Source organism: Lipingzhangella rawalii (genome assembly GCF_031628175.1).
Classification (GTDB): domain Bacteria; phylum Actinomycetota; class Actinomycetes; order Streptosporangiales; family Streptosporangiaceae; genus Lipingzhangella_A; species Lipingzhangella_A rawalii.
The window spans coordinates 183,070-205,972 of the sequence record NZ_JAVLVT010000008.1; the positions used below are offsets into that span (position 1 = coordinate 183,070).

24 protein-coding genes are annotated in these 22,903 nt (G+C 69.6%); 20 read left to right on the top strand and 4 right to left on the bottom strand.

The window, feature by feature from the left end; all coding sequences use genetic code 11:
• Positions 1-32 precede the first annotated feature (32 nt).
• The 3 genes from RIF23_RS16475 to RIF23_RS16485 form a co-directional block, all read right to left on the bottom strand.
• A complete protein-coding gene (locus RIF23_RS16475; protein ID WP_310913450.1) occupies positions 33-1,343 on the bottom strand; it encodes a hypothetical protein in 1,311 nt (436 codons plus the stop codon).
• Positions 1,344-1,767: 424 nt separating this feature from the next.
• Entirely contained in the window at positions 1,768-1,893 is a 126-nt protein-coding gene (locus tag RIF23_RS16480; RefSeq protein ID WP_310913451.1) for a hypothetical protein, read from the bottom strand.
• An 85-nt stretch (positions 1,894-1,978) separates the two neighbouring features.
• A complete protein-coding gene (locus RIF23_RS16485) occupies positions 1,979-2,827 on the bottom strand; it encodes a winged helix-turn-helix transcriptional regulator (RefSeq protein WP_310913452.1) in 849 nt (282 codons plus the stop codon).
• A gap of 129 nt (positions 2,828-2,956) precedes the next feature.
• On the opposite strand from RIF23_RS16485, the gene RIF23_RS16490 reads away from it, so the two are divergent.
• The 12 genes from RIF23_RS16490 to RIF23_RS16545 all read left to right on the top strand — a co-directional run bounded on the left by RIF23_RS16490 (position 2,957) and on the right by RIF23_RS16545 (position 13,961).
• The gene (locus RIF23_RS16490) at positions 2,957-3,277 is read left to right on the top strand and encodes a MoaD/ThiS family protein (protein ID WP_310913453.1); all 321 of its coding nucleotides are present in this window, start codon (positions 2,957-2,959) and stop codon (positions 3,275-3,277) included.
• Positions 3,274-3,555 (top strand): glutaredoxin family protein, encoded by a 282-nt coding sequence (locus RIF23_RS16495; RefSeq protein WP_310913454.1) that lies wholly within the window; start codon positions 3,274-3,276, stop codon positions 3,553-3,555. Before RIF23_RS16490 ends, RIF23_RS16495 begins: the two co-directional genes overlap by 4 nt.
• Positions 3,556-3,644: 89 nt before the next feature.
• Positions 3,645-4,325, top strand: coding sequence for a redox-sensing transcriptional repressor Rex (locus RIF23_RS16500; protein WP_310913455.1), 681 nt, complete (start codon positions 3,645-3,647; stop codon positions 4,323-4,325).
• A 100-nt stretch (positions 4,326-4,425) separates the two neighbouring features.
• Positions 4,426-6,006: a glutamyl-tRNA reductase gene (locus tag RIF23_RS16505; RefSeq protein WP_310913456.1), complete on the top strand. Its 1,581-nt coding sequence runs from the start codon at positions 4,426-4,428 to the stop codon at positions 6,004-6,006.
• Positions 6,007-6,009: 3 nt separating this feature from the next.
• On the top strand, positions 6,010-6,978 hold the full coding sequence (gene hemC / locus RIF23_RS16510) for a hydroxymethylbilane synthase (RefSeq protein ID WP_310913457.1): 969 nt from the start codon (positions 6,010-6,012) through the stop codon (positions 6,976-6,978).
• Positions 6,979-6,994: 16 nt separating this feature from the next.
• Positions 6,995-8,653 carry a bifunctional uroporphyrinogen-III C-methyltransferase/uroporphyrinogen-III synthase gene (locus RIF23_RS16515; RefSeq protein WP_310913458.1) on the top strand — a complete coding sequence of 553 codons (1,659 nt, stop codon included), beginning with the start codon at positions 6,995-6,997 and terminating at the stop codon, positions 8,651-8,653.
• A 22-nt stretch (positions 8,654-8,675) separates the two neighbouring features.
• Positions 8,676-9,671, top strand: coding sequence for a porphobilinogen synthase (hemB, locus tag RIF23_RS16520; protein WP_310913459.1), 996 nt, complete (start codon positions 8,676-8,678; stop codon positions 9,669-9,671).
• 43 nt (positions 9,672-9,714) lie between these two features.
• Positions 9,715-10,365, top strand: a complete 651-nt coding sequence (locus RIF23_RS16525) for a bifunctional DNA primase/polymerase (protein ID WP_310913460.1) — start codon at positions 9,715-9,717, stop codon at positions 10,363-10,365.
• 130 nt (positions 10,366-10,495) lie between these two features.
• Entirely contained in the window at positions 10,496-11,794 is a 1,299-nt protein-coding gene (gene hemL / locus RIF23_RS16530; protein ID WP_310913461.1) for a glutamate-1-semialdehyde 2,1-aminomutase, read from the top strand.
• 243 nt (positions 11,795-12,037) lie between these two features.
• Positions 12,038-12,655: a histidine phosphatase family protein gene (locus tag RIF23_RS16535; protein WP_310913462.1), complete on the top strand. Its 618-nt coding sequence runs from the start codon at positions 12,038-12,040 to the stop codon at positions 12,653-12,655.
• A 137-nt stretch (positions 12,656-12,792) separates the two neighbouring features.
• Positions 12,793-12,891: a 30S ribosomal protein bS22 gene (locus RIF23_RS16540; RefSeq protein WP_310913463.1), complete on the top strand. Its 99-nt coding sequence runs from the start codon at positions 12,793-12,795 to the stop codon at positions 12,889-12,891.
• A gap of 38 nt (positions 12,892-12,929) precedes the next feature.
• Complete coding sequence (locus tag RIF23_RS16545; protein ID WP_310913465.1) at positions 12,930-13,961, top strand: NAD-dependent epimerase/dehydratase family protein; 1,032 nt, start codon at positions 12,930-12,932, stop codon at positions 13,959-13,961.
• Positions 13,962-14,037: 76 nt separating this feature from the next.
• Here the strand turns inward: RIF23_RS16545 and RIF23_RS16550 are convergent, their stop codons facing one another.
• Positions 14,038-14,907, bottom strand: a complete 870-nt coding sequence (locus RIF23_RS16550; RefSeq protein WP_310913466.1) for an HAD family hydrolase — start codon at positions 14,905-14,907, stop codon at positions 14,038-14,040.
• Positions 14,908-15,038: 131 nt separating this feature from the next.
• On the opposite strand from RIF23_RS16550, the gene RIF23_RS16555 reads away from it, so the two are divergent.
• The 8 genes from RIF23_RS16555 to folB all read left to right on the top strand — a co-directional run bounded on the left by RIF23_RS16555 (position 15,039) and on the right by folB (position 22,882).
• Positions 15,039-16,253: a putative quinol monooxygenase gene (locus RIF23_RS16555; RefSeq protein WP_310913467.1), complete on the top strand. Its 1,215-nt coding sequence runs from the start codon at positions 15,039-15,041 to the stop codon at positions 16,251-16,253.
• 135 nt (positions 16,254-16,388) lie between these two features.
• Positions 16,389-17,090, top strand: coding sequence for an LmeA family phospholipid-binding protein (locus RIF23_RS16560; RefSeq protein WP_310913468.1), 702 nt, complete (start codon positions 16,389-16,391; stop codon positions 17,088-17,090).
• Positions 17,091-17,510: 420 nt separating this feature from the next.
• Positions 17,511-18,350 (top strand): sulfurtransferase, encoded by an 840-nt coding sequence (locus tag RIF23_RS16565; RefSeq protein WP_310913469.1) that lies wholly within the window; start codon positions 17,511-17,513, stop codon positions 18,348-18,350.
• Complete coding sequence (locus RIF23_RS16570; RefSeq protein ID WP_310913470.1) at positions 18,347-18,658, top strand: DUF1416 domain-containing protein; 312 nt, start codon at positions 18,347-18,349, stop codon at positions 18,656-18,658. The genes RIF23_RS16565 and RIF23_RS16570 overlap by 4 nt, the downstream gene beginning before the upstream one ends.
• Positions 18,659-18,825: 167 nt before the next feature.
• Positions 18,826-20,994 carry a coiled-coil domain-containing protein gene (locus RIF23_RS16575; protein ID WP_310913471.1) on the top strand — a complete coding sequence of 723 codons (2,169 nt, stop codon included), beginning with the start codon at positions 18,826-18,828 and terminating at the stop codon, positions 20,992-20,994.
• Positions 20,995-21,107: 113 nt separating this feature from the next.
• The gene (gene folP, locus RIF23_RS16580) at positions 21,108-22,004 is read left to right on the top strand and encodes a dihydropteroate synthase (protein ID WP_310913472.1); all 897 of its coding nucleotides are present in this window, start codon (positions 21,108-21,110) and stop codon (positions 22,002-22,004) included.
• Entirely contained in the window at positions 22,001-22,468 is a 468-nt protein-coding gene (locus RIF23_RS16585; RefSeq protein WP_310913473.1) for a nuclear transport factor 2 family protein, read from the top strand. Before folP ends, RIF23_RS16585 begins: the two co-directional genes overlap by 4 nt.
• The gene (gene folB, locus RIF23_RS16590; protein ID WP_310913474.1) at positions 22,469-22,882 is read left to right on the top strand and encodes a dihydroneopterin aldolase; all 414 of its coding nucleotides are present in this window, start codon (positions 22,469-22,471) and stop codon (positions 22,880-22,882) included.
• Positions 22,883-22,903 lie beyond the last annotated feature (21 nt).

Here is a 22,903-nt window from a genome sequence, read left to right on the forward strand (position 1 = left end):
GGCCCGTCGACCCGCGGTACCGGAGGTGAGCCTCAGGGGCGTCGGCGTTTGCCCCGGTAGGACTGTGCCACCCGTACCCGCCGCACGGGCGCCACCGGTGCGGCCAGGAGAAGCAGCAGCAGCAGGAACAGCAGCAGGATGCTGGGGGCGATGGCTCCAACGGCCCCCGGGTCGCTGGCGACGGGGCTGGCGGGATTCTCGTCGTCACCGTCGGCTGCCTCGTCCTCGCCGGGGCTCACGAAGGGCAGCTCGGCAAGGTCATCCCCGTTCTCCAGGCCCTCGAGCCCCTCCAGGTCATCGAGTCCACCCGGGGGTGGCGCGGTGTCCGGAAGGTCCGGAAGGTCCGGGGGGTCGGTGGGTAGTCCCTCCGGTGGCCCGGCTCCCCGGTCCGGGAGGGAGGTGTCTGGTGGCGCGCCGGGAAGTCCGTCCCGCGGTGCACCTCCAGAGCCGGGGCCGGCCTCGCCACCGGAGCCCGATCCCGCGGAGGCGCTATCCTCGTCGTCTTCGTCGCTTCGCGGTGGCCCCGACGGTGCACCGTCACTGCCGTCTCCCGAGTCCGGATCCGAGGTCACGCCACCCGAGGGTGGGTTCGGAGACTCCGGTGGGGCGGGCGTGGCCGTGACACTACCGGTCGGTTCGGGGGTGGGGTCGGGTGTCTCGGTGGGCGTGGGATCCGGAGTTTCCGTGGGCGTGGGGTCGGGTGTCTCGGTGGGCGTGGGATCCGGAGTTTCCGTGGGCGTGGGGTCGGGTGTCTCGGTGGGCGTGGGATCCGGAGTTTCCGTGGGCGTGGGGTCGGGTGTCTCCGTGGGTGTGGGATCCGGAGTTTCGGTAGGGGTCGGATCGGGTTCTGGCTCGACCGGGACCGTTACGGCGGCGCTGACCTCACCGTTGTCTGCCTCCGGCGGTTCCGCGTCGTCCTGGGTGGGGGCATCCTCGTCCACCCGGTAGGTGATCGTGACCAGGAGGTCCAGGTCGGTGGGCTCATCGGGGGCGGTGCCCCGTACGGTTCCCGAGGTCTGACTGCCGGCAGGAACTGCGGAGTCCTCTGTCGCCACGCGCCATGCGTCGGCACACTCGGGGGTGCAGTCGACCCTGTGGCCGGTCACCACCAGGTCCGGGCCGTCCTCCGGCGCATCCAGCTCCAGGTCCAGCTCGACATCAGCGCCGACCGTCACCGGATCCGGCGCAGTCAGCTCCAGGGTCGGCTTCGTTTCGTCCACGGGGTCGGCCCATGCGGGCACCGCCGGTGCCACCAGGGCCACTCCGGAGACCAGCACACCGGCACACAGGCCCACGGCAGGGCTCCCGCCCCGCCCACCGCGATCGCTCCTGGGGCTACGCATGAGTAGTTACTCCCTCAGTGGACAGCCTCCAGCATCGTAATCGGATCAGGCCGGACCTGACGACCCCCATCGGCCTTTTCTTGCCCCATGCACCGGAGGCCACCCCCAGACGCCGCAGCAGATCCACCGAGTCCGCCACATCCCGCGCCCCAGCCGAGAACACGTACTCGGTGCCTGCCACCGGCAAAGCCACATATCGATGCTCGTCATCCACCAATACCCAGGCCCGCCAGGCCAGTCCGTCCACCCCTGCACGCTCCGGACGCCACCTCGGCCAGCTCACCGTGCCTCGCAGCGAGTGGGCTGCCTTCCTGAACGCCGTGCGTACCCGGGAGCTCTAGCCGCACGCTGCCTGGCCCACCCGCGCCACACGGGCGCTGGCGCGTTCCAGGCCCCATGCCCCCGGCTGCCCACCCGGGGACAGTCAGAGCAGGCGGCTGTCGAATCCGGCGTCCACCAGGCGCCGATAGGCAGCCCAGACATCCTCGGGGACCTTCTGCGCGACCGCGAAGCCGAGCGCCGGATAACTCGACGACCCGCGGGAGGTCACAGCCGGCGAACCCGAGGCAGCCTGCGGTCACAGCCAACCCTTGGCACCGATCACCCGACCCGGCGAACCTTTCGGGGGCACAGCACTAGCGGACCGAGCCGGTGCCCAGGTCGAGACCGTAGTCAGCTGGGCCACGGCCCGTTCCGGCACCCGGACGGTCCGGACCGGTGTCCAGGTCGGCCTCGGCGTGGTCATCGAGTACGGCACCATCCCCGGACGCCGAGGCGTCGTTCTCGGAGCCGGTGCGGGGGCCGGGTTCGGGAACGAACCGGTAGCCCACATTGCGGACCGTGCCGATCAGCGCCTCGTACTCACTGCCGAGTTTGGCCCGGAGCCGCCGCACGTGCACATCGATGGTCCGGGTGCCACCGAAGTAGTCGTATCCCCAGACCTCCTGGAGCAGCTGGGCGCGGGTGAAGACCCGCCCCGGGTGTTGGGCGAGGAACTTCAGCAGCTCGAACTCCTTGAACGTCAGATCCAACACCCGACCGCGCATCCGGGCGGTGTAGGTGGCCTCGTCGATGGTGAGATCCCCCCGTCGGATCTCGTCCGGATCATCGGCCACCTCGGCCTGACCGACCGCAAGCCGCAGCCGGGCCTCGAGCTCGGCCGGCCCGCAGTCCCGCAGCAGGACATCGTCGACCGCCCATTCGGGGTTCACTGCCGCCAGTCCCCCCTCGGTGAGTACCGCCAGCAGTGGACAGTCCAGCCCGGTGTCGCGCAGGAGGCGGCACAGATCCCGCGCGGCCACCAGCTGGGAACGTGCGTCGACGAGGATCGCGTCGATCGGGCCGCCAGATCGGTCCGGGCCATAGGTGAGGAGGACACTTGGTTCCGCGGGCGCAACCCGGGTGCTGTGGGATAGCAGGCCCAGGGCCGGCAGAATCGTGTCCGATGGTTCAGTCGAGTTGGTCAGTAGCAACAGATGACTCATGCGTCACTTCCCGTCGTGCCGCGCGCCGCGGCCGGACACGAAGGCGCCGTTGCCCCCGGTGCGACAATTCCCGAAACCAGTAGTAGAACAAGAACCAGTGCCTCCGAGGACCCCAAGGATAGTCAATCGATGATTACGGTAACCATCCGGTACTGGGCGGCGGCGAAGGACGCGGCCGGTGTGGCCGAGGAGCAGTACCGCCTGGGGGAGCCCGACCTCGACGGGACCGACGCGTCCGGTCCGCATCGCCCCGTCGAGGTCACGCTTGCGGATCTCCTCACCGGGGTTCGGGCGCGGCACGCCGGCCAGGAACAGTTCCTGCGGGTCCTGGAGCGCTCCTCGCTGCTGGTGGAGGAACGTGCCGCCGGGAACCGGCCACCCTCCGAGGTGCCCCTGACCGAGGGGACTGTGGTGGAGGTACTCCCGCCCTTCGCCGGAGGCTGTGCATGAGAATCCCCGAGTTCGTCGAACGTGACCAAGAACACAGAATCATCCTGGTGGGTAAGGCCGACTGTCACCTCTGCGCCGAGGCGCGAGATGTGGTGACCCGCGTCGCCACGCAGCTCAACCTTGCCTGGACCGAACGTGATCTTGCCGACTGTAGCCAGGAGGAGCGCGACGAGTACTGGGACAAGATTCCGGTGACCTTTGTCGACGGCGCGGTACACGACTTCTGGCGCGTGGACGAGCGGCGTCTCCGGGCCGCGCTCGGTGTCGATACGACATAATCTGGGTCACAGCCCGCTCTCGACGCGCCGGCCCGCGGGTGGTGTCGACGGGAGCGTACGCCGCCAACCGCGGACCAGGAGCTCGCTCTGTGACCAGCTCGACCCCACCCCCGAAGGACCGCGGGATACCGGAGGCCACCGTCGCCCGCCTCCCGGTGTATCTCCGCGCCCTCCAGTCCCTGACCGAGCGGGGCATCCCCACGATCTCCTCGGAGGATTTGGCTGCCACGACCGGGGTCAACTCGGCGAAGCTTCGCAAGGACCTCTCACACCTGGGGTCCTACGGAACGCGCGGTGTGGGCTACGACGTCGAGTACCTCGTCTACCAGGTCTCACGTGAACTTGGTCTCACTCAGGACTGGTGTGTGGCGATCATCGGGGCCGGAAACCTGGGCCGCGCCCTCGCCAACTACGGGGGTTTCGGGAGTCGCGGGTTCCGCATCGCCGCGCTGCTCGACGCCGACCCGGATGTGGTTGGCTTGGGGGTGGCAGGTCTGACCGTTCGCCACACTGACATCCTGGAGGATGTGGTCGTCGACGAGGGCGTATCCATCGGTGTGATCGCCACTCCTGCGGCGGCGGCACAGGGCGTGTGTGACCGTTTCGTTCGGGCGGGGGTCACCAGTGTGCTGAACTTCGCCCCGGTGGTGCTGAATGTGCCCCCGACCGTTGATGTGCGTAAGGTCGACCTGTCCATCGAACTACAGATCCTGGCGTTCCACGCGCAGCGTAAGGCGGACGGGAACCGGCTGGGCCTGCTCGACGGCTGAGCCGATCGGGCGTGTCGCTGGTGGGTACCCCCGGCCCGGCTCGTTGCGGTTACGTTGGGTGCGCGAGAACCTGTTCCCAGGGCGGTGTTGGGGGGAGTAGATGAGTGTCCTCGTCGTCGGGCTGAGTCACCGGAGTTCGCCGGTGGCTCTCTTGGAGCGTGCCGCGCTGGAAGACGAGTCCCGTCGTACCTTGCTGGCGGAGCTCGTCGCCGCGGACTCCATCGACGAGGCCATCGTCGTGGCCACCTGTAACCGGCTGGAGGTGTACGCGGCGACCGGACTCGGGATCGACAGTGCCGATGGTGTCAACGGCGCTGGTGACAGTGCCGGTGCCGGTGTTGGTGTCGGTAGCGGTAGCGAGAGTGCCGTGTCCGCGATCACCGAGCTACTGGCGTGGCGTACCGGCGTCGGACTGGCCGAACTGTCCGAGCACCTCTACGTACGGCAGGGCGACCTCGCCGTGCAGCACCTCTTCTCCGTGGCCTGCGGCCTGGACTCGATGGTGGTCGGGGAAGGTCAGATCCTCGGGCAGGTCCGGGACGCGGTGAAGGAGGGACGCAGCGTCGGCACCGTGGGACGTGTCCTCGGGGACGTCGGCGAACGGGCACTCCGTGTGGGCAAGCGCGCCCACACGGAGACACACCTCGACCGCGCCGGGGCGGACATGGTCAGCACCGGCCTGCGGTTGGCCACCGCCAGCCTGGAATCCTCCGCCGCGTCGGCCGGGGCGGTGTCCGGGTCCGGCTGCCCCGCACCACCCCACGTGCGCGGCGACACCGCACCGGAATCCACGAGTATGGCCGATATGGCAGACACGGCGCAGCTGGCCGGTTGGCGAGTCCTCGTGCTCGGGGCCGGATCGATGAGTGCCCTGGCCGCGAACACCGCGGCGCGGGAGGGTGCCAGCACGCTCATCATCGCCAACCGAACCTTCGGCCGGGCCGATCGCGTGGCGGAGTGCCTCACCGAGGCCTACGCCCATATCGAGAGTCGTGCCGTCCCGCTGGAGCGGGTCGCGGCCGAACTTTCCGAGGTCGACCTGGTGATCTCCTGCACCGGAGCCCAGGAGGTGGTGCTGGGGTATCCGGAGGTGGCCGCGGCGGCCGGGGGACGGACGGGCCGCCCCCTCGTCCTGCTGGATCTGGCGCTTCCCCATGACGTGGATGCCCGCGTGCGCCAGCTACCCGGCGTACACCTCGTCAACCTCGAAGACCTGCAACGCGCCAGCCAGGAGCGCCGCGGTACGGAGCAGCGAGGCGACTCCGAGGCAGGGTCGGTTCCGGACCCCGATTCCGGAGGGGCCGCAGCGGCCACGAACCCGTTGACCGGGCTCGAGGTAGATCCCGTCGTTCCCGGCGTGCAGGCGATCGTCGCTGAAGAGGTCGCCGAGTACCGTTCGGTGCGGCGCGCCGAGCTGGTCACCCCCACCGTGGTGGCGCTGCGGGAACGCGCCGCTGACGTGGTCCAAGCCGAGGTGGAACGCCTACGCGGCCGGCTTCCCGAACTCGACGACGACGCCCGCTCCGAGGTTGCCTACGCCCTGCGCAGGGTCGCGGACAAACTGCTGCACCAGCCCACGGTCCGCGTCAAGCAGTTGGCCAGCGCCCCGGACGGGGACAGCTACGAGTTCGCGCTGCGTGAGCTGTTCGACCTGCCCGCCGGCGGACAGGGACAGGGGTAGCTCGTGGCTGATACTTCCGAGAGCGCCCCGTCAACGATTCGGCTCGGTACGCGGCGCAGCACCATGGCCACCACACAGTCGGGAGAACTGGCCGAGGTATTGCGAGCCCGCACGGGCGTAGCCGTGGAGCTGGTGCCCATCACCAGCTACGGGGACGTCACCCAGGCCCAGCTCACCCAGCTGGGCGGAACCGGTGTCTTCGTCAGTGCACTCCGTAACGAACTCCTGGCGGGCACCGTCGACATCGCAGTGCATTCGCTCAAGGATTTGCCGACCGCCGCTCCCGCGGACATTGAACTTGCCGCCGTGTCGCAGCGCGACGACCATCGGGACGCGCTGTGTGCCCGCGACGGCCTACGCCTGGCGCAGCTTCCCGCGGGCGCGCGGGTCGGCACCGGCTCGCCACGTCGGGTGGCCCAGCTGGCGGCCCTGCGGCCGGACCTGGAGTATGTCCCGATTCGGGGCAATGCCGAGACCCGGTTGGGCAAGGTGGCCTCTGGCGAGGTCGACGCTGTGGTGCTCGCCCACGCCGGTCTGCGTCGGGTCGGGCGTCTCGGTGACGTCACCGAGGTTCTGGAGGCCGAGGCCATGCTTCCCGCACCGGGGCAGGGTGCCCTCGCGGTCGAATGCCGCGCGGCGGATGCGGCCCCCGGAGGGCGTCTGGCCTTCCTCGCCGCGATCGACGACCCCGTGACCCGTGCCGAGGTCACGGCCGAACGAAGCGTGCTGGCGGAGTTGGAGGCCGGCTGTGCCGCCCCGGTCGGAGCTTTGGCCCGCACCCGGGACGGCCAGGTGTGGCTGCGTGCGGTGGCAGCCGCCACCGACGGCAGTGCCGCGGTGCGGGGCGAGTCCGTCCTGGAGGTCGAGAACGCCGCGAACGGTGGACGCGAACTGGCCCGCACCCTGATCACGAAGGGCGCGGACCGGCTCGTGGCAAACGCCCGGGACCTAGGCACGGTAAGCGAACGATGAGGCAGGGGAGCATCAGGTGAGCCGGCAGACTGACAACGACGCGCCGCGCACCGGCACCCAGGACGGGTCCGGACACGTGGCCCTGGTCGGGGCCGGGCCCGGGGATCCGGAGCTGCTGACGCTACGGGCCGTGGCCCTGTTGCAGCGAGCCGACGTGGTCGTCACTGTGCGCGAACCCGGCCCGGAACTCGCCCCGTACCGGCAACAGCTCCTGCGGCACTGCCCGGAGGACGTGGAGGTCGTGGATCCCGAGGAGTGCTCCGGTGACGGGGACGAGGTCGTGCTCGGCCACGCGCGGGAGGGACGCCGGGTGGTCCGGCTCTACAGTGGCGACCCACTTCTGGGCTGCCACGGGGAACGCCTCGCTGCTGCCTGTCATGACGCCGGCATCGAGTTCGACATCGCCCCCGGCCTGTCGTCCGTATCCGCCGTTCCCACCTATGCGGGCATCCCCCTCACCCCGGAGGGGACACCCGGGGTGCGTGTGCTGGACGCGAAACGCGGCGAGCTTTCCGTGGACGCGCTGGGACCGGCCGGAGACCCGAACGCGGAGACTCTGGTCGTCCTGTTCCCGGACTCCGGCCTGGAGTATCTCATCTCCACACTCCAGTCCTCGGGCCGGCCCGCCGACACCCCCGTGGCCCTGGTGCGCATGGGCACCACCACCGAACAGACCACGGTCAGCTCCACGTTGAACCGGCTCACCGCCGACCTCAAGTCCGCCGACGCCAAGGGAACCGCGGTACAGACCCCCGCGCTGCTCGTGGTGGGGGAGGCGGCCCGATGGCACGAGCGGATGTCCTGGTTCGAAACACGGCCGCTGTTCGGGTGGCGGATACTCGTTCCCCGAACCAAGGAGCAGGCCGCGGCCTTCTCCGAGCAGCTGCGTGGCTACGGGGCGGTACCCGAAGAGGTGCCCACCATCTCGGTGGAGCCCCCACGCACCCCCCAGCAGATCGAACGCGCCGTCCGCGGACTGGTGAACGGCCGCTTCCAGTGGGTGGCGTTCACCTCCACCAACGCGGTACGCGCCATTCGGGAACGCTTGGAGGACTACGAGCTGGACGCCCGCGCCTTCGCGGGGGTCAAGGTCGCCGCCGTCGGGGAACAGACCGCGGCGGCCCTGCGCGCGTTCGGTATTCAGCCAGACCTGTTGGCCCCACCGGAGGCCCAGTCCACCACCGGGCTCCTTCAGGTGTGGCCGCCCTATGACGCGGAGCTCGACCCCATCGAGCGGGTGCTGCTGCCCCGCGCCGACATCGCGACCGAGGCCCTGGCCGCCGGACTCGGCGAACTGGGCTGGGAGGTCGACGACGTCACCGCCTATCGGACCGTCCGTGCGGCCCCGCCGCCCGCACCCACGCGGGAGGCCATCAAGGGAGGCGGTTTCGACGCGGTACTGTTCACCTCCTCATCTACGGTGCGCAACCTTGTGGGGATCGCGGGCAAGCCCCACGCCACCACGGTGATCGGCGCGATCGGCCCGGAAACCGCGAAGACCGCCGCCGAGTACGGGCTTCGGGTGGACGTGGTCCCGGAGAAAGCGTCGGTTTCCGCCCTGGCGGAGGCGGTTGCGCAGTACGGTGTCCAACTGAGGGCGGAAGCGATCGCAGCCCGGAAACCCGTGCTGCGTCCCAGCCAGAAGCGGCGCGCCCGTCGGCGGAAGACCACCTGAGATCGCGGAGAGGAGGGGCGCATTGAGCGCGGGATTCCCAGTTGCGAGATCGCGCCGGCTGCGCGAGACCCCGGCCATGCGGGACTTGGTGGCCGAGACAAGCGTGCGCCCGGCTGAGCTGATCCTGCCGCTGTTCGTCAAGGAGGGGGCGGCGGAACCCCAGCCGGTCCCCTCCATGCCCGGGGTGGTGCAGCACACCCGGGACAGTGTGCGCAAAGCAGCTGAAGAGGCCGTCGACGCTGGTGTCGGCGGCCTCATGGTATTCGGGGTGCCCCAGCACAAGGATGAGCGTGGCTCGGGTGCCGACGACCCGGAGGGCATTGTGCAGCGGGTGCTGCGCGATCTCGCTACGGATCTCGGACCCAGTGGCGTCCGCCCCACGGTGTTGATGGCCGATCTGTGCCTGGACGAGTACACCTCTCACGGGCACTGTGGTCTGCTGACGGACACGGGGGCGGTGGACAACGACGCGACGCTGGAGCGCTACCGGTCCATCGCCGTGGCCCAGGCGCGTGCGGGCGTCGACGTGGTCGCCCCCAGCGGCATGATGGACGGTCAGGTCGCCGCGATTCGCGCGGCACTGGACGAGGTCGGGCGCCAGGACGTCGCGATTCTGTCCTACGCGGTGAAATACGCCTCGGCCTTCTACGGACCCTTCCGGGACGCGGCCGAGGCCGAACCGAGCTTCGGGGACCGGGCCAGCCACCAGATGGATCCCCGCAACACCGTTGAGGCTGTGCGGGAGGTCCGCCAGGACCTCGCCGAAGGCGCGGACATGGTCATGGTCAAACCAGGGCTGGCCTACCTCGACGTGGTGGCACGTGTCGCCGACACGGTGGATGTTCCCGTGTCGGCGTACCAGGTCAGTGGCGAGTACGCGATGGTGGAGGCAGCAGCCGCGAACGGCTGGCTGGACCGGGATCGGGTCATCCTCGAAACCCTCACCGCCTACCGACGGGCCGGGGCACGCCAGATTCTGACGTACTGGGCCGTGGACGGAGCTCGGCTCGTGCGCTGAGGCAGGACGACCAACACCGATACAGCGGCGAAGGGGCAGCGATATGGCCGACGTGTTGAGTAGGCGCAGACGGCGATGGCAGCCCGCACGCAGCATGCTCGCATCCGCCCTCGACTACGCGGCTCGTGGATGGCCGGTCTGTCGCGGGGCCGCGACCGCCGCTGAGGGTGCCCGCGCGTGCAGCTGTGACCGGCTGGGTTGTCCCGCCCCCGGGGCCCACCCCGTCTCCGCCGCGTGGGGGCTGGAGGCCAGCGTCGATCCGGAGGTCGTGAACCGGTGGTGGCGGGCGAATCCGAACGCGAACATCATTCTGCCCACCGGCCGGGTTTTCGACGTGTTTGACGTTCCGTCCACCGCCGGTGCCTCCGCCCTGGCCACCATGCGGCGTAACCGCACCCCGGTGGGCCCGGTGGCCGCGTTGGGGGAGAGCCGCTACCTCTTCTTCGTCGCGACGCGTGGAGCCCCCGAGGACGAGTCCGAATGGTGGCAGTGTCGCCTGGACTGTGTCCCGGAGACCCGGAACGACACCCCCGGGCTGCGGTGGCACTGTCGCGGCAGTTACGTGCCCGCCCCGCCCTCCCAACTGCCGGGAGGTGGCCGGGTGTCCTGGATCCAGGGGTATCGCTCCGGGACCCCCAGCGTCCTGCCCGATCCCATCGTCGTGCTGGATGTGCTCGCCGACACCTGTGGCTGAGCCTGACCGTGCCCGGTCCGGATGGCGTGTCGGGTCGTGCCGGCGCCCCAATCCGGGTCTTCGCTGTCGCAGGGCACCGTCCCGCATTCCGGAACGTCGCTGCCCTCGGGTGGCTGGCACACTGGATTCCGTGGATACACCAGCGACTTCGACGGAACTTTTTCGGCGGGCCAGTGCGGTCATTCCCGGCGGGGTGAACTCGCCTCCACGCGCCTTCGGCGCCGTCGGCGGAACACCGCCGTTCATGGCCTCGGGGGAGGGGCCGTACCTCACCGACGTGGACGGCCGTACCTACGTGGACCTCGTCTGCTCCTGGGGGCCCCTGATTCTGGGGCACGCGCATCCGGAGGTGGTGGCGGCCCTACACACCGCAACCAGCCAGGGAACCTCCTACGGCGCCCCGACGGTCGGCGAGGTGGAGCTCGCGGAAGAGATCGTCGCGCGTACCCCGGCGGAGCGGGTTCGCCTCGTCAACTCGGGAACCGAGGCCACCATGTCGGCGCTGCGACTGGCGCGTGGCGTGACCGGACGCCGAACGGTGGTGAAGTTCGCGGGTAACTACCACGGGCACGTTGATGCCCTGCTGGCCGCGGCCGGATCCGGGGTGGCGACACACGCCCTGCCCGACACGCCGGGTGTCACGGGGGCGAGCGCGGCGGACACGATCGTGGTCCCCTATAACGATCCCGCTGCCGTGGAGCAGGTCTTCGCCGAGCACGGACCGGAGATCGCGGCCGTGATCGCCGAGGCGTGCCCCGCCAACATGGGGGTGGTGCCGCCGACGGACGGCTTCAACGCCCGGCTGCGCGAACTCGCCACCCAACACGGTGCACTGCTCATCCTGGACGAGGTCCTGACTGGATTCCGGGTCGGCCCCGCGGGCTGGTACGGACTGGAGGGCGTCACCCCGGACCTGGTGACCTTCGGCAAGGTGATGGGTGGGGGGCTGCCCGCGGCCGCGTTCGGGGGACGCGCCGAGGTCATGAACCAGCTGGCACCCAGCGGCCCCGTGTACCAGGCCGGAACCCTGTCCGGGAACCCGCTGGCGACCGCGGCGGGACTCGCGACCCTGCGCAACGCCACTGCCGAGGTCTACGCCCACATCGATCAGGCGGCCCGCAAACTGTCCGAGGCGGTGGGAGCCGAGCTGTCGGCAGCCGGGGTCCCGCACCGGATCCAGCATGGCGGCAGCCTGTTCACCGTGTTCTTCACCGAGGAGAACGACACGCCGGTTCGGGACTTCGACGATGCTCGGGCCCAGCGCACCGACCGGTTCGCGGCCTTCTTCCACTCCATGCTGGAGCAGGGGGTTTACCTGCCGCCCGCCGCCTTCGAGTCCTGGTTCCTGTCCGCGGCTCACGACGACACCGCACTGGACCGTGTCGTCAGTGCGCTGCCCGCTGCCGCCCGCGCTGCCGGTCGCGTGTAGTCCCCGGGGCGGCGCGGGGCGGGTGGTGGTTACCCGCGCTGCCCGGAGCCACATAGGCTGGAGTGTGTCCGGGAGTTCGGGGAGATGCGTCCCGGCCCACCCGACCCAGCATGGACGGGTGGGGCTCTGGGGCGCTCGCCGGGGCCGCGCGGTGCCGTGGGTGGGGAGGGTCTCTCCGGCCGGGTAATGCGTGTGCCCGTACCGTGCGTTCGTTCGACGTCTGGAGAGGACCGGTTCGCAACGATGTCGACCACGACCGTTGTCCACCTGCTGCGGCACGGTGAGGTGTACAACCCCCAGCAGGTGCTGTACGGGAGACTGCCCGGTTACCACCTTAGCGACCGTGGACGGGCCATGGCCGAACTTGCCGCGAAGTGGCTCGCCGACCGGGATACCGTGACGGCCGTGTACTCCTCGCCGCTGGAACGGGCACAGGAGACGGCACAACCCGTGGCCGATGCCGCTGGGGTCACGCCCAGGCTCGACGAGCGTCTGATCGAAGCGGAGAACAGCTTCGAAGGTGAGTCCGTCACCGTGGCCGAGATGCTGGTCAACCCCCGAATGTGGGGGCGTGTCTACAATCCCCTGCGTCCGTCGTGGGGGGAGCCCTATGTGCACATCCGCGACCGGATGGTGGACATGATCAAGGCGGTCCGCCGGGAGACCTGGGGCGGAGTGGCCGTCTGCGTCAGCCACCAGCTGCCGATCTGGACGGTGCGTCGCGCCGCCGAGGGCCGCCCGCTGTGGCACCGCCCCGACCGTCGGCAGTGTTCCCTGGCCAGTGTCACCACGCTGACCTTCGAGGACCAGCGACTGTTGAGTGTGGGCTACAGTGAGCCGGCAGCGCAGCTGTACACGTAGGGTAGGCTGACTGTTCAGGGCGCCACGCCGCCGCTCAACGTCGGGAGGGCCCGCTGCGTGGCCGCGCCCAACCTTCCCGGGCAACCGCGTGCAGCGGACCGCCGTGCCTTTCCAGACAGCACTCGAGGAGTGATCCTGTGGGGTCGATCGTCAAGAAGCGCCGCAAGCGGATGGCCAAGAAGAAGCACCGCAAGATGCTGAAGCGGACCCGAGTTCAGCGTCGGAACAAGAAGTAGCGCCTCCCGGTTCGATCTCTCTCGTCAAGGGCACGGATATGTCCCGAGTCGTTCTCGTAACCGGCGTTTCACGCCACCTGGGTGCCCGGATCGCGAATGCTCTCCAGGCGGACCGGCGCGTGCGTCGGGTCATCGGTGTGGACGTGAACGGGGAACCGGACGCCCCCGGCACGCCGCAGGTGTCCGGGGCCGCCCCTCGTCAGCCGCTCGACGTGGATTCCGTGGAGTACGTGGATCTGCACGACGGCACGATCAGTTCCGTGGTTCGGGATATCGAACCGGACACGGTACTGGACCTGGGGCTGACGGTTCCCGCCACCCCGGCCGGGCGGAGTCGCGGTGCCGGCCCCGCGCGGCTCGGCACCATGCAGTTGCTGGCGGCCTGTCAGCAGGCCCCCTCCGTGCACAGACTCGTGGTGGGGACGGCCAGCGCCGCCGGCGTGCTCGCGGTCGCGGCCCCGCACGGGTCACGGACCAGGGGCCCTGATCGGCCCGGGGGCGACATGGTCGAGGATCCCGGTGACGAGCGGGGCGGCGTGGCCGGACACGTCGCGGGCCTGGTTCGGCGTCGTCCCGATATCGACGTGGCTACGGTCCGCCTGGCCAACGTCATCGGGCCGTCCACAGAGTCCCCGTTGACGCGCTATCTGGGGATGCCGGTCGTTCCGACCGTGCGGGGTTATGACCCTCGGATGCAGTTTCTCCACGAGGACGACATGGTCGAGGCGATGTGTCGCATGACCCTGTCGAGCTGCACGGGGTGTTTCGACGCGGCCGCACCGGGAACGGTTCCGCTGTCGTTGTGCCTGCGGTGGGCGGGACGGTCCCAGCGCCCGTTGCGGGAGCGTCGACTGCGCCTGCCAACTCCGTTGCGTCGGCTTGGTGGGAGGCGTGGCAGCCACAGCTACTCCCCGGAACAGGTGCGGCGGTTGTGTCCCGGGGGTGTGTTGAACGAGAGCGACCTGGAGCGCGCCCTGGGCTGGCGTCCCCGCTACACCTCGGTTGAGGCCTTCGCGTCCTTCGTGTCCACGCAGGCCGAGCAGCGTCCCGAGCCACGCTCCACACACTGAACGGTCCGCGTCCCGCCGGCCTGGCCCGCTCGGTGGGGATCGGCCGTGCCTGGCCTTCCGGTCGATGTCTCCGGGGTCAATTCCCGGGCCGGCGCCGCCACCGGCGGACCAGGCCCACGGTCAGCCCCCCGGCCACGGCTCCGGCCGCGGCCGCCGGAAGCCCGACACGCAGGGTTGCCCGGTGTCGCCGGAACTCGTGCACGGGCCAGCCCATCATCCGGGCGTGGCGGTACAGCTCCGGGTCCGGGTTGACCGCGTTGGGGTGGCCCACCATCGACAGCAGCGGCAGGTCGTTGTAGGAGTCGCTGTAGGCCGCGCATGTGGACAGGTCCAGCCGGGTGCGCGCCGACAGTGCCGCCACGGCCTCAGCCTTGGCAGGTCCGTGTAGCAGGTCACCGATGAGGCGGCCCGTGTAGACACCGTCAACGGACTCCGCGACGGTCCCGAGCGCTCCGGTTAAGCCCAGGCGGCGGGCCAGGATGTCGGCGAGTTCCACCGGGGTGGCTGTGACGAGCCACACGTTGTGCCCGGCGGCCCGGTGACGCTCCACGAGGGTGCGAGCCCCGCTCCAGATCCGGTCGGACATCGAGTCCTCGTAGATGTCCTCGCACAGCTCCACCAGTTCCGAGACCCGATGTCCGGCGACGAACGCGAGCGCGGCCTCGCGGGCAGCGTTGATGTGTGCACGCTGCTCCGTGCCGGTGAGCCGGAACACCAGCTGTCCCCACGCGAACCGGGTCAGGTCCCGGGTGGTGAACAGGTCGCGCGCGGCCAGGCCACGTGCGAAGTGGTAGATCGACGCTCCACGGAGCAGGGTGTTGTCGACATCGAAGAAGGCTGTGGGCGCGGCCGGCTGTGGCGAGGCGTCGGCTCCGGTCCGCAATGCCGCCTCGGCGGCGGTTCGTGCCTCGGTTCCGGCGGTCTGGGGTCCTGATGGCCTCCGCATGCCCCCGAGCCTACGAGGTTGCCGAAGATCCACTCGAGGGACACCCCCAGGCGTCGCCCTGAAGTAGGGTTACGGTCGTTGGAGCAGTACGTTCGCGCCGTTTTGGTGGAGAGTGCAGCGGTATCAGCTCGATGTTCCAGATAGGTCTGTCTGTCCTTGTCGCCCTGGGGGCGTGGAGTGTCACCGCTGCCCTCGGACTGATGGCGCTGCGCCGGCAGCGCCTGTTCGCGTGGATCGTTGTCGGGGCCGGTGCGGTGGTGGCGTCGTCGTTGACCGCGGCCGTGCTGGGCGCGATTCTCGGTTTCTCCCCGGCCCTGTTCCGTCTCTTGCACCTGGGGATGAGTCTGGTCGGTCCGCTGGGGCTGGCGTGGGCCGCGGTCGAATTGGTGACGAGGTCACCTCGGCGGCGCTTCGCTTTCCGCAACCTGCTGGCGATCCTGTTCGTGCTTCCCGTGGTCGTCCTGATGCTGGAGCCGGTGACCGGCGACCTGGCGGCACCCTATCCGCCGGTGGGCGACCATTACGGCATTGTGGCCCGGTTCGCCTTGACCGTGGTACACGCGGTGGTTCTGATCACCCTGCTGGCATTGGTGGTGTCCCTGGCCCGGCGGAGTTCGCTGCGGCTGGACCGCCTCGGGGGTGAACCGCTGGCCGTGGTGTTGTTCGCGCTTGCCGCGCTCGCGATGGTCTTGGTGGGGCACTATGGACTCGGTGTGTTCGGTCAGCTGCTGGCGGGCCTGGCCGTGGGGTGTGTGGTCGCTGGAATGTCCGTGTCTCCGGACGACGATCACGACCTCGAGGACGAGGAATTCCTGGGCGACGACTTCTTCGACGAGGACGAGGATGAGGACAGCCGTACCGGACGTACGGACCACACTTCCGGTGCGCAGTCCGCGGACGATCCCGTCGCCCCGCAGCGGCGAGGAGACCGGCGCGGCCGGGGAGCGGGGCGAGGAGGGGACCAGGGCATGGCGGCGGCCACGACCGGGGGAGTGGGGGCGCGTAACTCGCGGGTTCGGGGTGTCATCACGATCTACACCCTCAACGAGGGGCATGAGGCCGCGTTCGACCGGCTGGCCGGGGAGGTGGTCGAGCAGGTGCGCAGCCAGGAGCCGGACACCCTGCTCTACACCTGCCATACCGTGCCCAGTGCGGCCCACCAGCGGATCATGTACGCGATCTACCGGGATGACCTGGCCTACGAAGAGCACCAGCAGCAGGCCCACAACCTGGAGTTCGGTCAGCTCGCCGCGCAGCACATCGTGGCCACCAACGTCATCGAGCTGGGCCTACTCAGTGGCAAGGCCGAAGAGACCCTGAACGCCATGCTGGCCACGGGGCGATAGCGTCCCCATTGGAGTTCGCTGACAGTTTCCTGAGAAAACCGCCCGATCGTCGGGAAAAGCGGACGGGTCAAGTACGCTTCGGTGATGTCCGACCGGCAATCCGGACCGCCACTGCTGGGAGTGTGCTGAAGCTCGATGCGCAAGGTACTTGTCGTAGGTGTTCTTGTCCTGCTCGCCCTCGTGGTGGCTGCCGACCGTGGCCTGCACTACGCGACCGAGAACGAGGTCGGCAACCAGGTGGCACGCCAGTACCCCATGACCGCCGAGCCGGACGTCACGATCGGTGGGTTCCCCTTCCTGACCCAGGTCATCGCTGGCACCTACTCGGAGGTCAACGTGGTCACGGGTGCCTTCACGTACAACGAGGTGCAACTGGAGCGGGTGGACGTCACCCTCACCGATGTCGAGGCTCCGCTGTCCGACCTCCTGTCCGGAGAGCCGGACATCGTGGCGGAGGAAGCCGAGGGAACGATTCTCGTGCCCTACAGTGAGCTCCAGCAGCGGATCCAGCGCGAGGGCATGACCATCGAGCAGGAAGGTGGCACTCCGCGGATCACCGGAGACTTTGCGCACGGCGGGATCAGCGTCTCCGTGCAGAGTGACCTCGAACTGGCCGTGGAGGAGTCCACCATCTCGGTGTCGCCCCGCAATATCGAGGTCAGCGGGGACGTGCCGATCGATGTGGATCTGGTCGAGGACTCACTGGCCTTCGAGCTGCCCCTGGGCGAACTCCCGTTCGGGCTTCGCGTCACCGACATCCAGACCGAGCCGAACGGGCTGGAGGTCACGGCCGAGGGTGAGGATGTGCCGGTCGCAGGGGTCCCCACGGGCCGGTGACGGCTATGGGGGCGCGGTCGCCCCGGTGGTGTGAGCTGGCCCACGGATGACAGGGAGTCCGCAAGGTCGTAACATCGAAGACGTGAGTTCGGATGCCCTGCTAACGAGACGACGCGCAGTCGACTACTGCCGCGTCGCCACAGCGCTCTGTCCGGCGTCCCACTAGAGCGGACCGAACTGGCCCTCGTGGGTGAACGCCAGCGCTGTCGCGGCAGGTTGACCCTCCTCATTCGTCGACGGTGTTCATTCGGAGTCCCGTCCGGTTGCGTGCCAACCCTGCACCGTGTGGACCCGGTCCAGCCGTGGGAACGGCGTTTTGGATCCGGCAACCGGCGGTGACGGCCACGGGGGCGGTCCGCCCGAGGTGCCAGCCCGATCACCCCAACCACTGCGCAGGTACACAACTCAAGGAGGATTCCCATGAGCCGCTCCGACGTCCTGGTGGACGCCGACTGGGTGGAGGCTCACCTGGACGACCCACAGGTGATCCTCGTCGAGGTTGACGAGGACACGACCGCCTACGACAAGGGCCACATCCGTGGTGCCGTGAAGATCGACTGGAAGCAGGACCTGCAAGACCCCGTACGCCGGGACTTCATCGACAAGACCGGCTTCGAACGGCTGCTGTCGGCGCGGGGGATCGCCAACGACCACACCGTGGTGCTGTACGGCGGCAACAACAACTGGTTCGCGGCCTACGCCTACTGGTACTTCAAGCTGTACGGGCACCAGGACGTGCGCCTGCTGGACGGCGGGCGCAAGAAGTGGGAGCTGGACTCCCGCGAGCTGGTGACCGACGTACCCGAGCGTGCCGCAACCAGCTACACCGCCAGCGAGCAGGATTCCAGCATCCGGGCGCTCCGCGACGAGGTGGTCGACGCCATCGGCACCAAGGATCTCGTTGATGTCCGTTCGCCCGACGAGTTCGTTGGAAAGCTGCTGGCCCCGGCCCACCTGCCGCAGGAGTCGGCGCAGCGTGCGGGCCACATTCCGACCGCGCGCAACATCCCCTGGTCCCAGGCGGCGAACGAGGACGGCACCTTCAAGTCCAACGAGGAGCTGCGTGAGCTCTACGAGGAGGCCGGTGTCGACCTCAACAAGGACATCATCGCCTACTGCCGCATCGGCGAGCGCTCCTCGCACACGTGGTTCGCGCTGCACGAGCTGCTGGGACTGGACAACGTCAAGAACTACGACGGCTCGTGGACCGAGTACGGCTCCCTCGTCGGCGTCCCGGTCGAGCTCGGGGAGGCCAAGTGAGCGCGGGTAACGGGTGCGGAGCCCCGGAGGGTGGAGTCACTCTCACCGACGGCCAGGCCGAAGACCAGGCGGTCATCCAGGGCACGGTGACCCGGGACGCCCAGCCCCTGCGCGGCGCCTATGCCCGGCTACTCAACACGGACGGCGAGTTTGCCGGTGAGGTTGCCACCGGCGATGAGGGAACGTTCCGGTTCTTCGCCGCCGACGGGGACTGGCGGATTCGGGTCCTGGCCTCCCAGGGGTTCAGTGCCGAGTACGAGGTCACGGCGCAGACCGGCAAGGTGGTGGACCTCCAAGTTCACGCCTGAGGACTCCACCGGCCCCACTCGCGACATTAACCAAGGCCGCCGCGGGATTTCGATTCCGCGGCGGCCTTGTGTGGTTTCGGGATGTCGAATCTCGCCACGTTCATGACAAGCCCGACGATTCCTGCCACTATGCGGGCGTAGGGGAATCAGCGAGGCGGTGACGAAGCGTGAGTTCCCAGGAGCGAGGCGAGTCCGTGGCACTCGGCTGGCAGTACGCCCAGCTGGTCCCCGACCCCGGCCCGCCACCACAGCGCCCCAGCCCCGAGGAGTACGAGCGGCTCAGCGAGGACTGGCTCGCCGAGCAGCGATGCAGTGAAACCGAAGTCAACCGTCCGCTATGGATCGTCCTCACGATGCTGGCCCTGGCCGTGGGTGCACTCGTGCTCCTCACCGTCACACGACTGCTTCCGGCCCTGTTCGCCGTGGCGGGCGCCCTCGGGTGCCTCGTGGTGGCGGTGCCCGTGAGTGTGGCCCTGGTGCAGGCCCGCCGGGTGACCCGTGCCCGAATCGCCGAGGAGCAGCAGCGCCTGGCCGAACGCAGGGACGAGGCACTGGACCAGCTCCGGGGCCGGCAGGAGGAGCACGCCCGGGACTATGCGCGCTGGGAAGCACGCCGTCGCGCCTTCGAGGCCCAGCCACACTGGTACCTCGTCACCGCTGCGCCACACATCCGGCGCATCCAGGTACTCGGTGGCGATGAAGTCGGCTGGTCGGCACTGCTCACCAGCATTGGCGCGGGACGGCTGCGGGCCGGCAGCGATGTCACGGTCGTGGACCTCTCCGGTCGGGCCGTGGCCGCCGACCTGCTGGAGCTGTCCACGGCCTGCGGGGTCGCCGCACGACGTTGGATTCTCCCCGCGGACGTGCCCAGCCTGGACATTGGAACGAACCTCGGGGCCGACGCTTTCGCGGACATTCTCGCGACCGTCGTCGCCGCGCGCAGCCACGACCAGGAACAGGAGCCCGCCGCCGCGCTGCTGAAACAGGTGTTGGACATTCTGGATGACGGCGCGGGGGTGGCCGCGGTGAATGCCGCCCTGCGGGTCCTCACCGAGGAACCCACCGGACGTGCCACCGGGACCGACACCGCGTCCGTGGTTGCTTCCACAGTGCCGCACGATACGAGGCGTGGCCCGGAGGCCACGGACACCCCGGACGCGGCCGGGGGCGCCCCCGGGGCGGGGGCGGACGCGCATGCCGGACCGGGCGTTGCGGCCGGAGGCGCGGGTGACCTCGGCGAACTCACCCCCCGACAGCGTGCTCAGCTGCGTTCCCGGATCGGCACGGACCCGCAGACACGGCACCGCGCCTGGCTCATGGAGCAGCATCTGTCGCCGCTCGACGGGCTTGCCCTCCGGGGAGCTGACCCGTCCGGCTACGCCCAGGTCAAGGTGATCGCAGTCGACCGGACCACCGGAGAGGCCGCGCGCCGCACCTACGGCACCTACACGGTGACCGCGCTACGGCACCTCCTGGGGGAGCTCGCCCGCAGGACCGTGGCCGGACGACCATGGGACCACACCATCGTGGTGGTCGGTGCCGACCTCGTTCCCGCAGCCGAGCGGGAGAAACTGGTATCCGCCGCGCAGTCCACCGGAAGCTGTGGCGTGGTGCTGGCGCACCGCACCGCGCGGTCCCTGGACACCCGGGCTGAGCCGCCCGACGCGGCGACCCTGCCGGTCGTTATGCGCCCGCCCGACGACACCACGGCCCGCGTCGCGCTGACGATGCTGGGCGCGGGCGAAGGGAGCCCCACCCAGCCGTGGCCAACGAGCAGACTGACCGAGGTCATCAGCGGGGCCCTGTCCGACGCCGTCCCGGAGTCCTACCTCGGAGCAGTCCCCTCGGCCCCCCGAACGGACAAGGACACAGCATCGGCGAGCTCCGCGGCGTCCGCACCCGCGCGGGGTCAGGCGGCCGGCCGGCGCCGGGTTCCGCCCCTCGAACTCACCCGCGCCCTGGCCACATCCAGTGTCTGGGGGCGGGGGACGCGCCAGGCACAGGACATGGACCGGCAAACCGACAGCGACGAGGACCCGCGCCAGCATCGGCAGCCGGGACGGCCCGGGGAACCGCCCACCGATTCCGCCAACGCCACCAACGCTGGGGTGCGCGTTCCGCCGCTGGGGCAGCTGCCCGCGACCGCTATGCTGCTGGGCGGGGACCAGCCCCCGGTCCTCGCGGATGCCAACCCGGGGATCCTCACCCTCGCGACCGCGACCCTGTCCACCCTCGCCGAGACCGACCCCCAGCGCATGACCCCCGACCCGGAGACTCTCGCCGACATCGCCGCCAACCTCGGTCCACCACGGCAGCGACTCGACTGGCGCGGGTAGGTCCGCGTCGGCACTGCCCGGTCCCGGGCCGTGCGTGACGGACCGTACAGCTGACCTGGCCGATTGTGCCGGGGCTCCGCAGGCGCGCGGTCGCACTGAGTAGGCTGGCCGGTATGGAGTCGACGAATCCGCTGCCGCACCTCCCAACCCTGTCCCGATGTCTGGTCATGGGCATCGTAAACGTCACGCCGGACTCGTTCTCCGACGGTGGCCAGTGGGACGATACGCACGCCGCGGTGGAACGGGGCCGCCAACTGGCGGCCGAGGGGGCTGACATCATCGACGTGGGCGGTGAGTCCACACGCCCGGGCGCGGATCGCGTCTCTGTCGAGGAGGAGCTACGCCGGGTACACCCCGTCGTCGGTGAGTTGGCGCGCCAGGGGATCGTGACCAGCGTTGACACCATGCGGGCGGAGGTGGCCGAGGCCGCCGTGGCCGCCGGTGCCCGGATCGTCAACGATGTCAGTGGGGGTCTGGCCGACCCGGCCATGGCCGACGTTGTCGCGCGTAGCGGTGTCGGCTATGTGGTGTCCCACTGGCGCGGACACAGCCGCGGGATGCAGGACCAGGCCAGCTATACCGATGTGGTCACCGATGTGGTCACCGAGTTGGAAACACGGATGACCGAACTGCGCGACTCCGGAGTGCACCCGGAACAGATGGTCCTGGACCCCGGCCTGGGGTTCGCGAAGAGTGTTGCCGAGGGGCACAACTGGTCCCTGCTGGCGGGGATCCAGGAACTGCGGCGACTGGGGCGGCCGGTTCTCGTGGGCGCCTCCCGCAAACGCTTCCTCGGACATTTGCTGCGGGCCTCGGACGAGGAGCTGCGTCCGGCACCCGGCCGGGACGACGCAACCGTGGCGCTGACGGCCCTGGCGGCCTACCACGGTGCATGGGCGGTCCGGGTCCACGAGGTGTCCGGGAACGCCGATGCCGTCCGTGTCGCCGACGCCTGGCGTGGCGCCGCGGATGGCATGCCCGCAGCAACGACAGGGGGAGGGGCGTGGTGAGGGCCCGGCAGGAGATCCTCGAACGGGTGGCCGAGGCCAACGCGGACTTCTACCACGCCATCGAGACCGGCGACCTCGACCTCATGGAGCGGGTCTGGGCACACGAGGAGCAGGCCCCGGATCTGGTGTGTGTCAATCCGGGCTGGACACTGCTCCGCGGACGTTCCGAGATCCTGCGTGCCTGGGCGCTGATCATGGCCAACGTTCCCTACATCCAGTACGTACTGACCGACACCCACGTGGGGGTCAGCGGGGAGATCGCCATGGTGACCTGCTCGGAGAACGTACTCACGGCGGAGGACGACAGCCCGGGCTTCGTGGCCGGTGGCCAGGTGGTGACCACGAACCTCTTCGTGCGGGTGGGACAGAGCTGGCGGCTGTGGTCCCATCACGCCTCTCCGGTCATGACCGATGAGGACGGCGATGAGGATCCGACCGCCGGCGGTGCGACGGGAGGACTCTAGATGACCGGGGTTTATGCGGCCGGACGCGGCACAGCCGCTGCGGAGCTGGACCGGATCGCGCTGCGCGGGCTGCGCGCACGCGGGTGGCACGGCGTGTACGCCGAGGAACGTCGCGAGGGGCAGGAGTTCGTGGTGGACGTCGTGCTGGGGCTCGACACCGCGCCCGCGGCGGCCAACGACGAGCTGGCGCACACGGTTCACTATGGTGAACTGAGTCAGCGGTTGCTGGGTGTCGTTTCCGGTGAACCCGTGCAGCTGATCGAGACGCTGGCCGAACGAATCGCGCGGACGTGCCTGGCCGAGCCGCTGGTTCGGGAGGTGGAGGTCACCGTGCACAAGCCGGAGGCCCCCATTCCCGAGGTCACGTTCGAGGACGTGTCGGTGACGATCCGGCGGCCGCGGTTCGCACCGTGACGGCAGGTTGCCAAACCAGCA

Coding starts and splice junctions, on each gene's coding strand:
- folB (WP_310913474.1), top strand. CDS start 22,469: ATGACCGGGGTTTATGCGGCCGGACGCGGCACAGCCGCTGCGGAGCTG.
- RIF23_RS16545 (WP_310913465.1), top strand. CDS start 12,930: ATGTCCCGAGTCGTTCTCGTAACCGGCGTTTCACGCCACCTGGGTGCC.
- RIF23_RS16560 (WP_310913468.1), top strand. CDS start 16,389: ATGCGCAAGGTACTTGTCGTAGGTGTTCTTGTCCTGCTCGCCCTCGTG.
- RIF23_RS16525 (WP_310913460.1), top strand. CDS start 9,715: ATGGCCGACGTGTTGAGTAGGCGCAGACGGCGATGGCAGCCCGCACGC.
- RIF23_RS16490 (WP_310913453.1), top strand. CDS start 2,957: ATGATTACGGTAACCATCCGGTACTGGGCGGCGGCGAAGGACGCGGCC.
- RIF23_RS16565 (WP_310913469.1), top strand. CDS start 17,511: ATGAGCCGCTCCGACGTCCTGGTGGACGCCGACTGGGTGGAGGCTCAC.
- RIF23_RS16550 (WP_310913466.1), bottom strand. CDS start 14,907: ATGCGGAGGCCATCAGGACCCCAGACCGCCGGAACCGAGGCACGAACC.
- folP (WP_310913472.1), top strand. CDS start 21,108: ATGGAGTCGACGAATCCGCTGCCGCACCTCCCAACCCTGTCCCGATGT.
- RIF23_RS16505 (WP_310913456.1), top strand. CDS start 4,426: ATGAGTGTCCTCGTCGTCGGGCTGAGTCACCGGAGTTCGCCGGTGGCT.
- RIF23_RS16555 (WP_310913467.1), top strand. CDS start 15,039: ATGTTCCAGATAGGTCTGTCTGTCCTTGTCGCCCTGGGGGCGTGGAGT.
- RIF23_RS16495 (WP_310913454.1), top strand. CDS start 3,274: ATGAGAATCCCCGAGTTCGTCGAACGTGACCAAGAACACAGAATCATC.
- RIF23_RS16475 (WP_310913450.1), bottom strand. CDS start 1,343: ATGCGTAGCCCCAGGAGCGATCGCGGTGGGCGGGGCGGGAGCCCTGCC.
- RIF23_RS16535 (WP_310913462.1), top strand. CDS start 12,038: ATGTCGACCACGACCGTTGTCCACCTGCTGCGGCACGGTGAGGTGTAC.
- RIF23_RS16485 (WP_310913452.1), bottom strand. CDS start 2,827: ATGAGTCATCTGTTGCTACTGACCAACTCGACTGAACCATCGGACACG.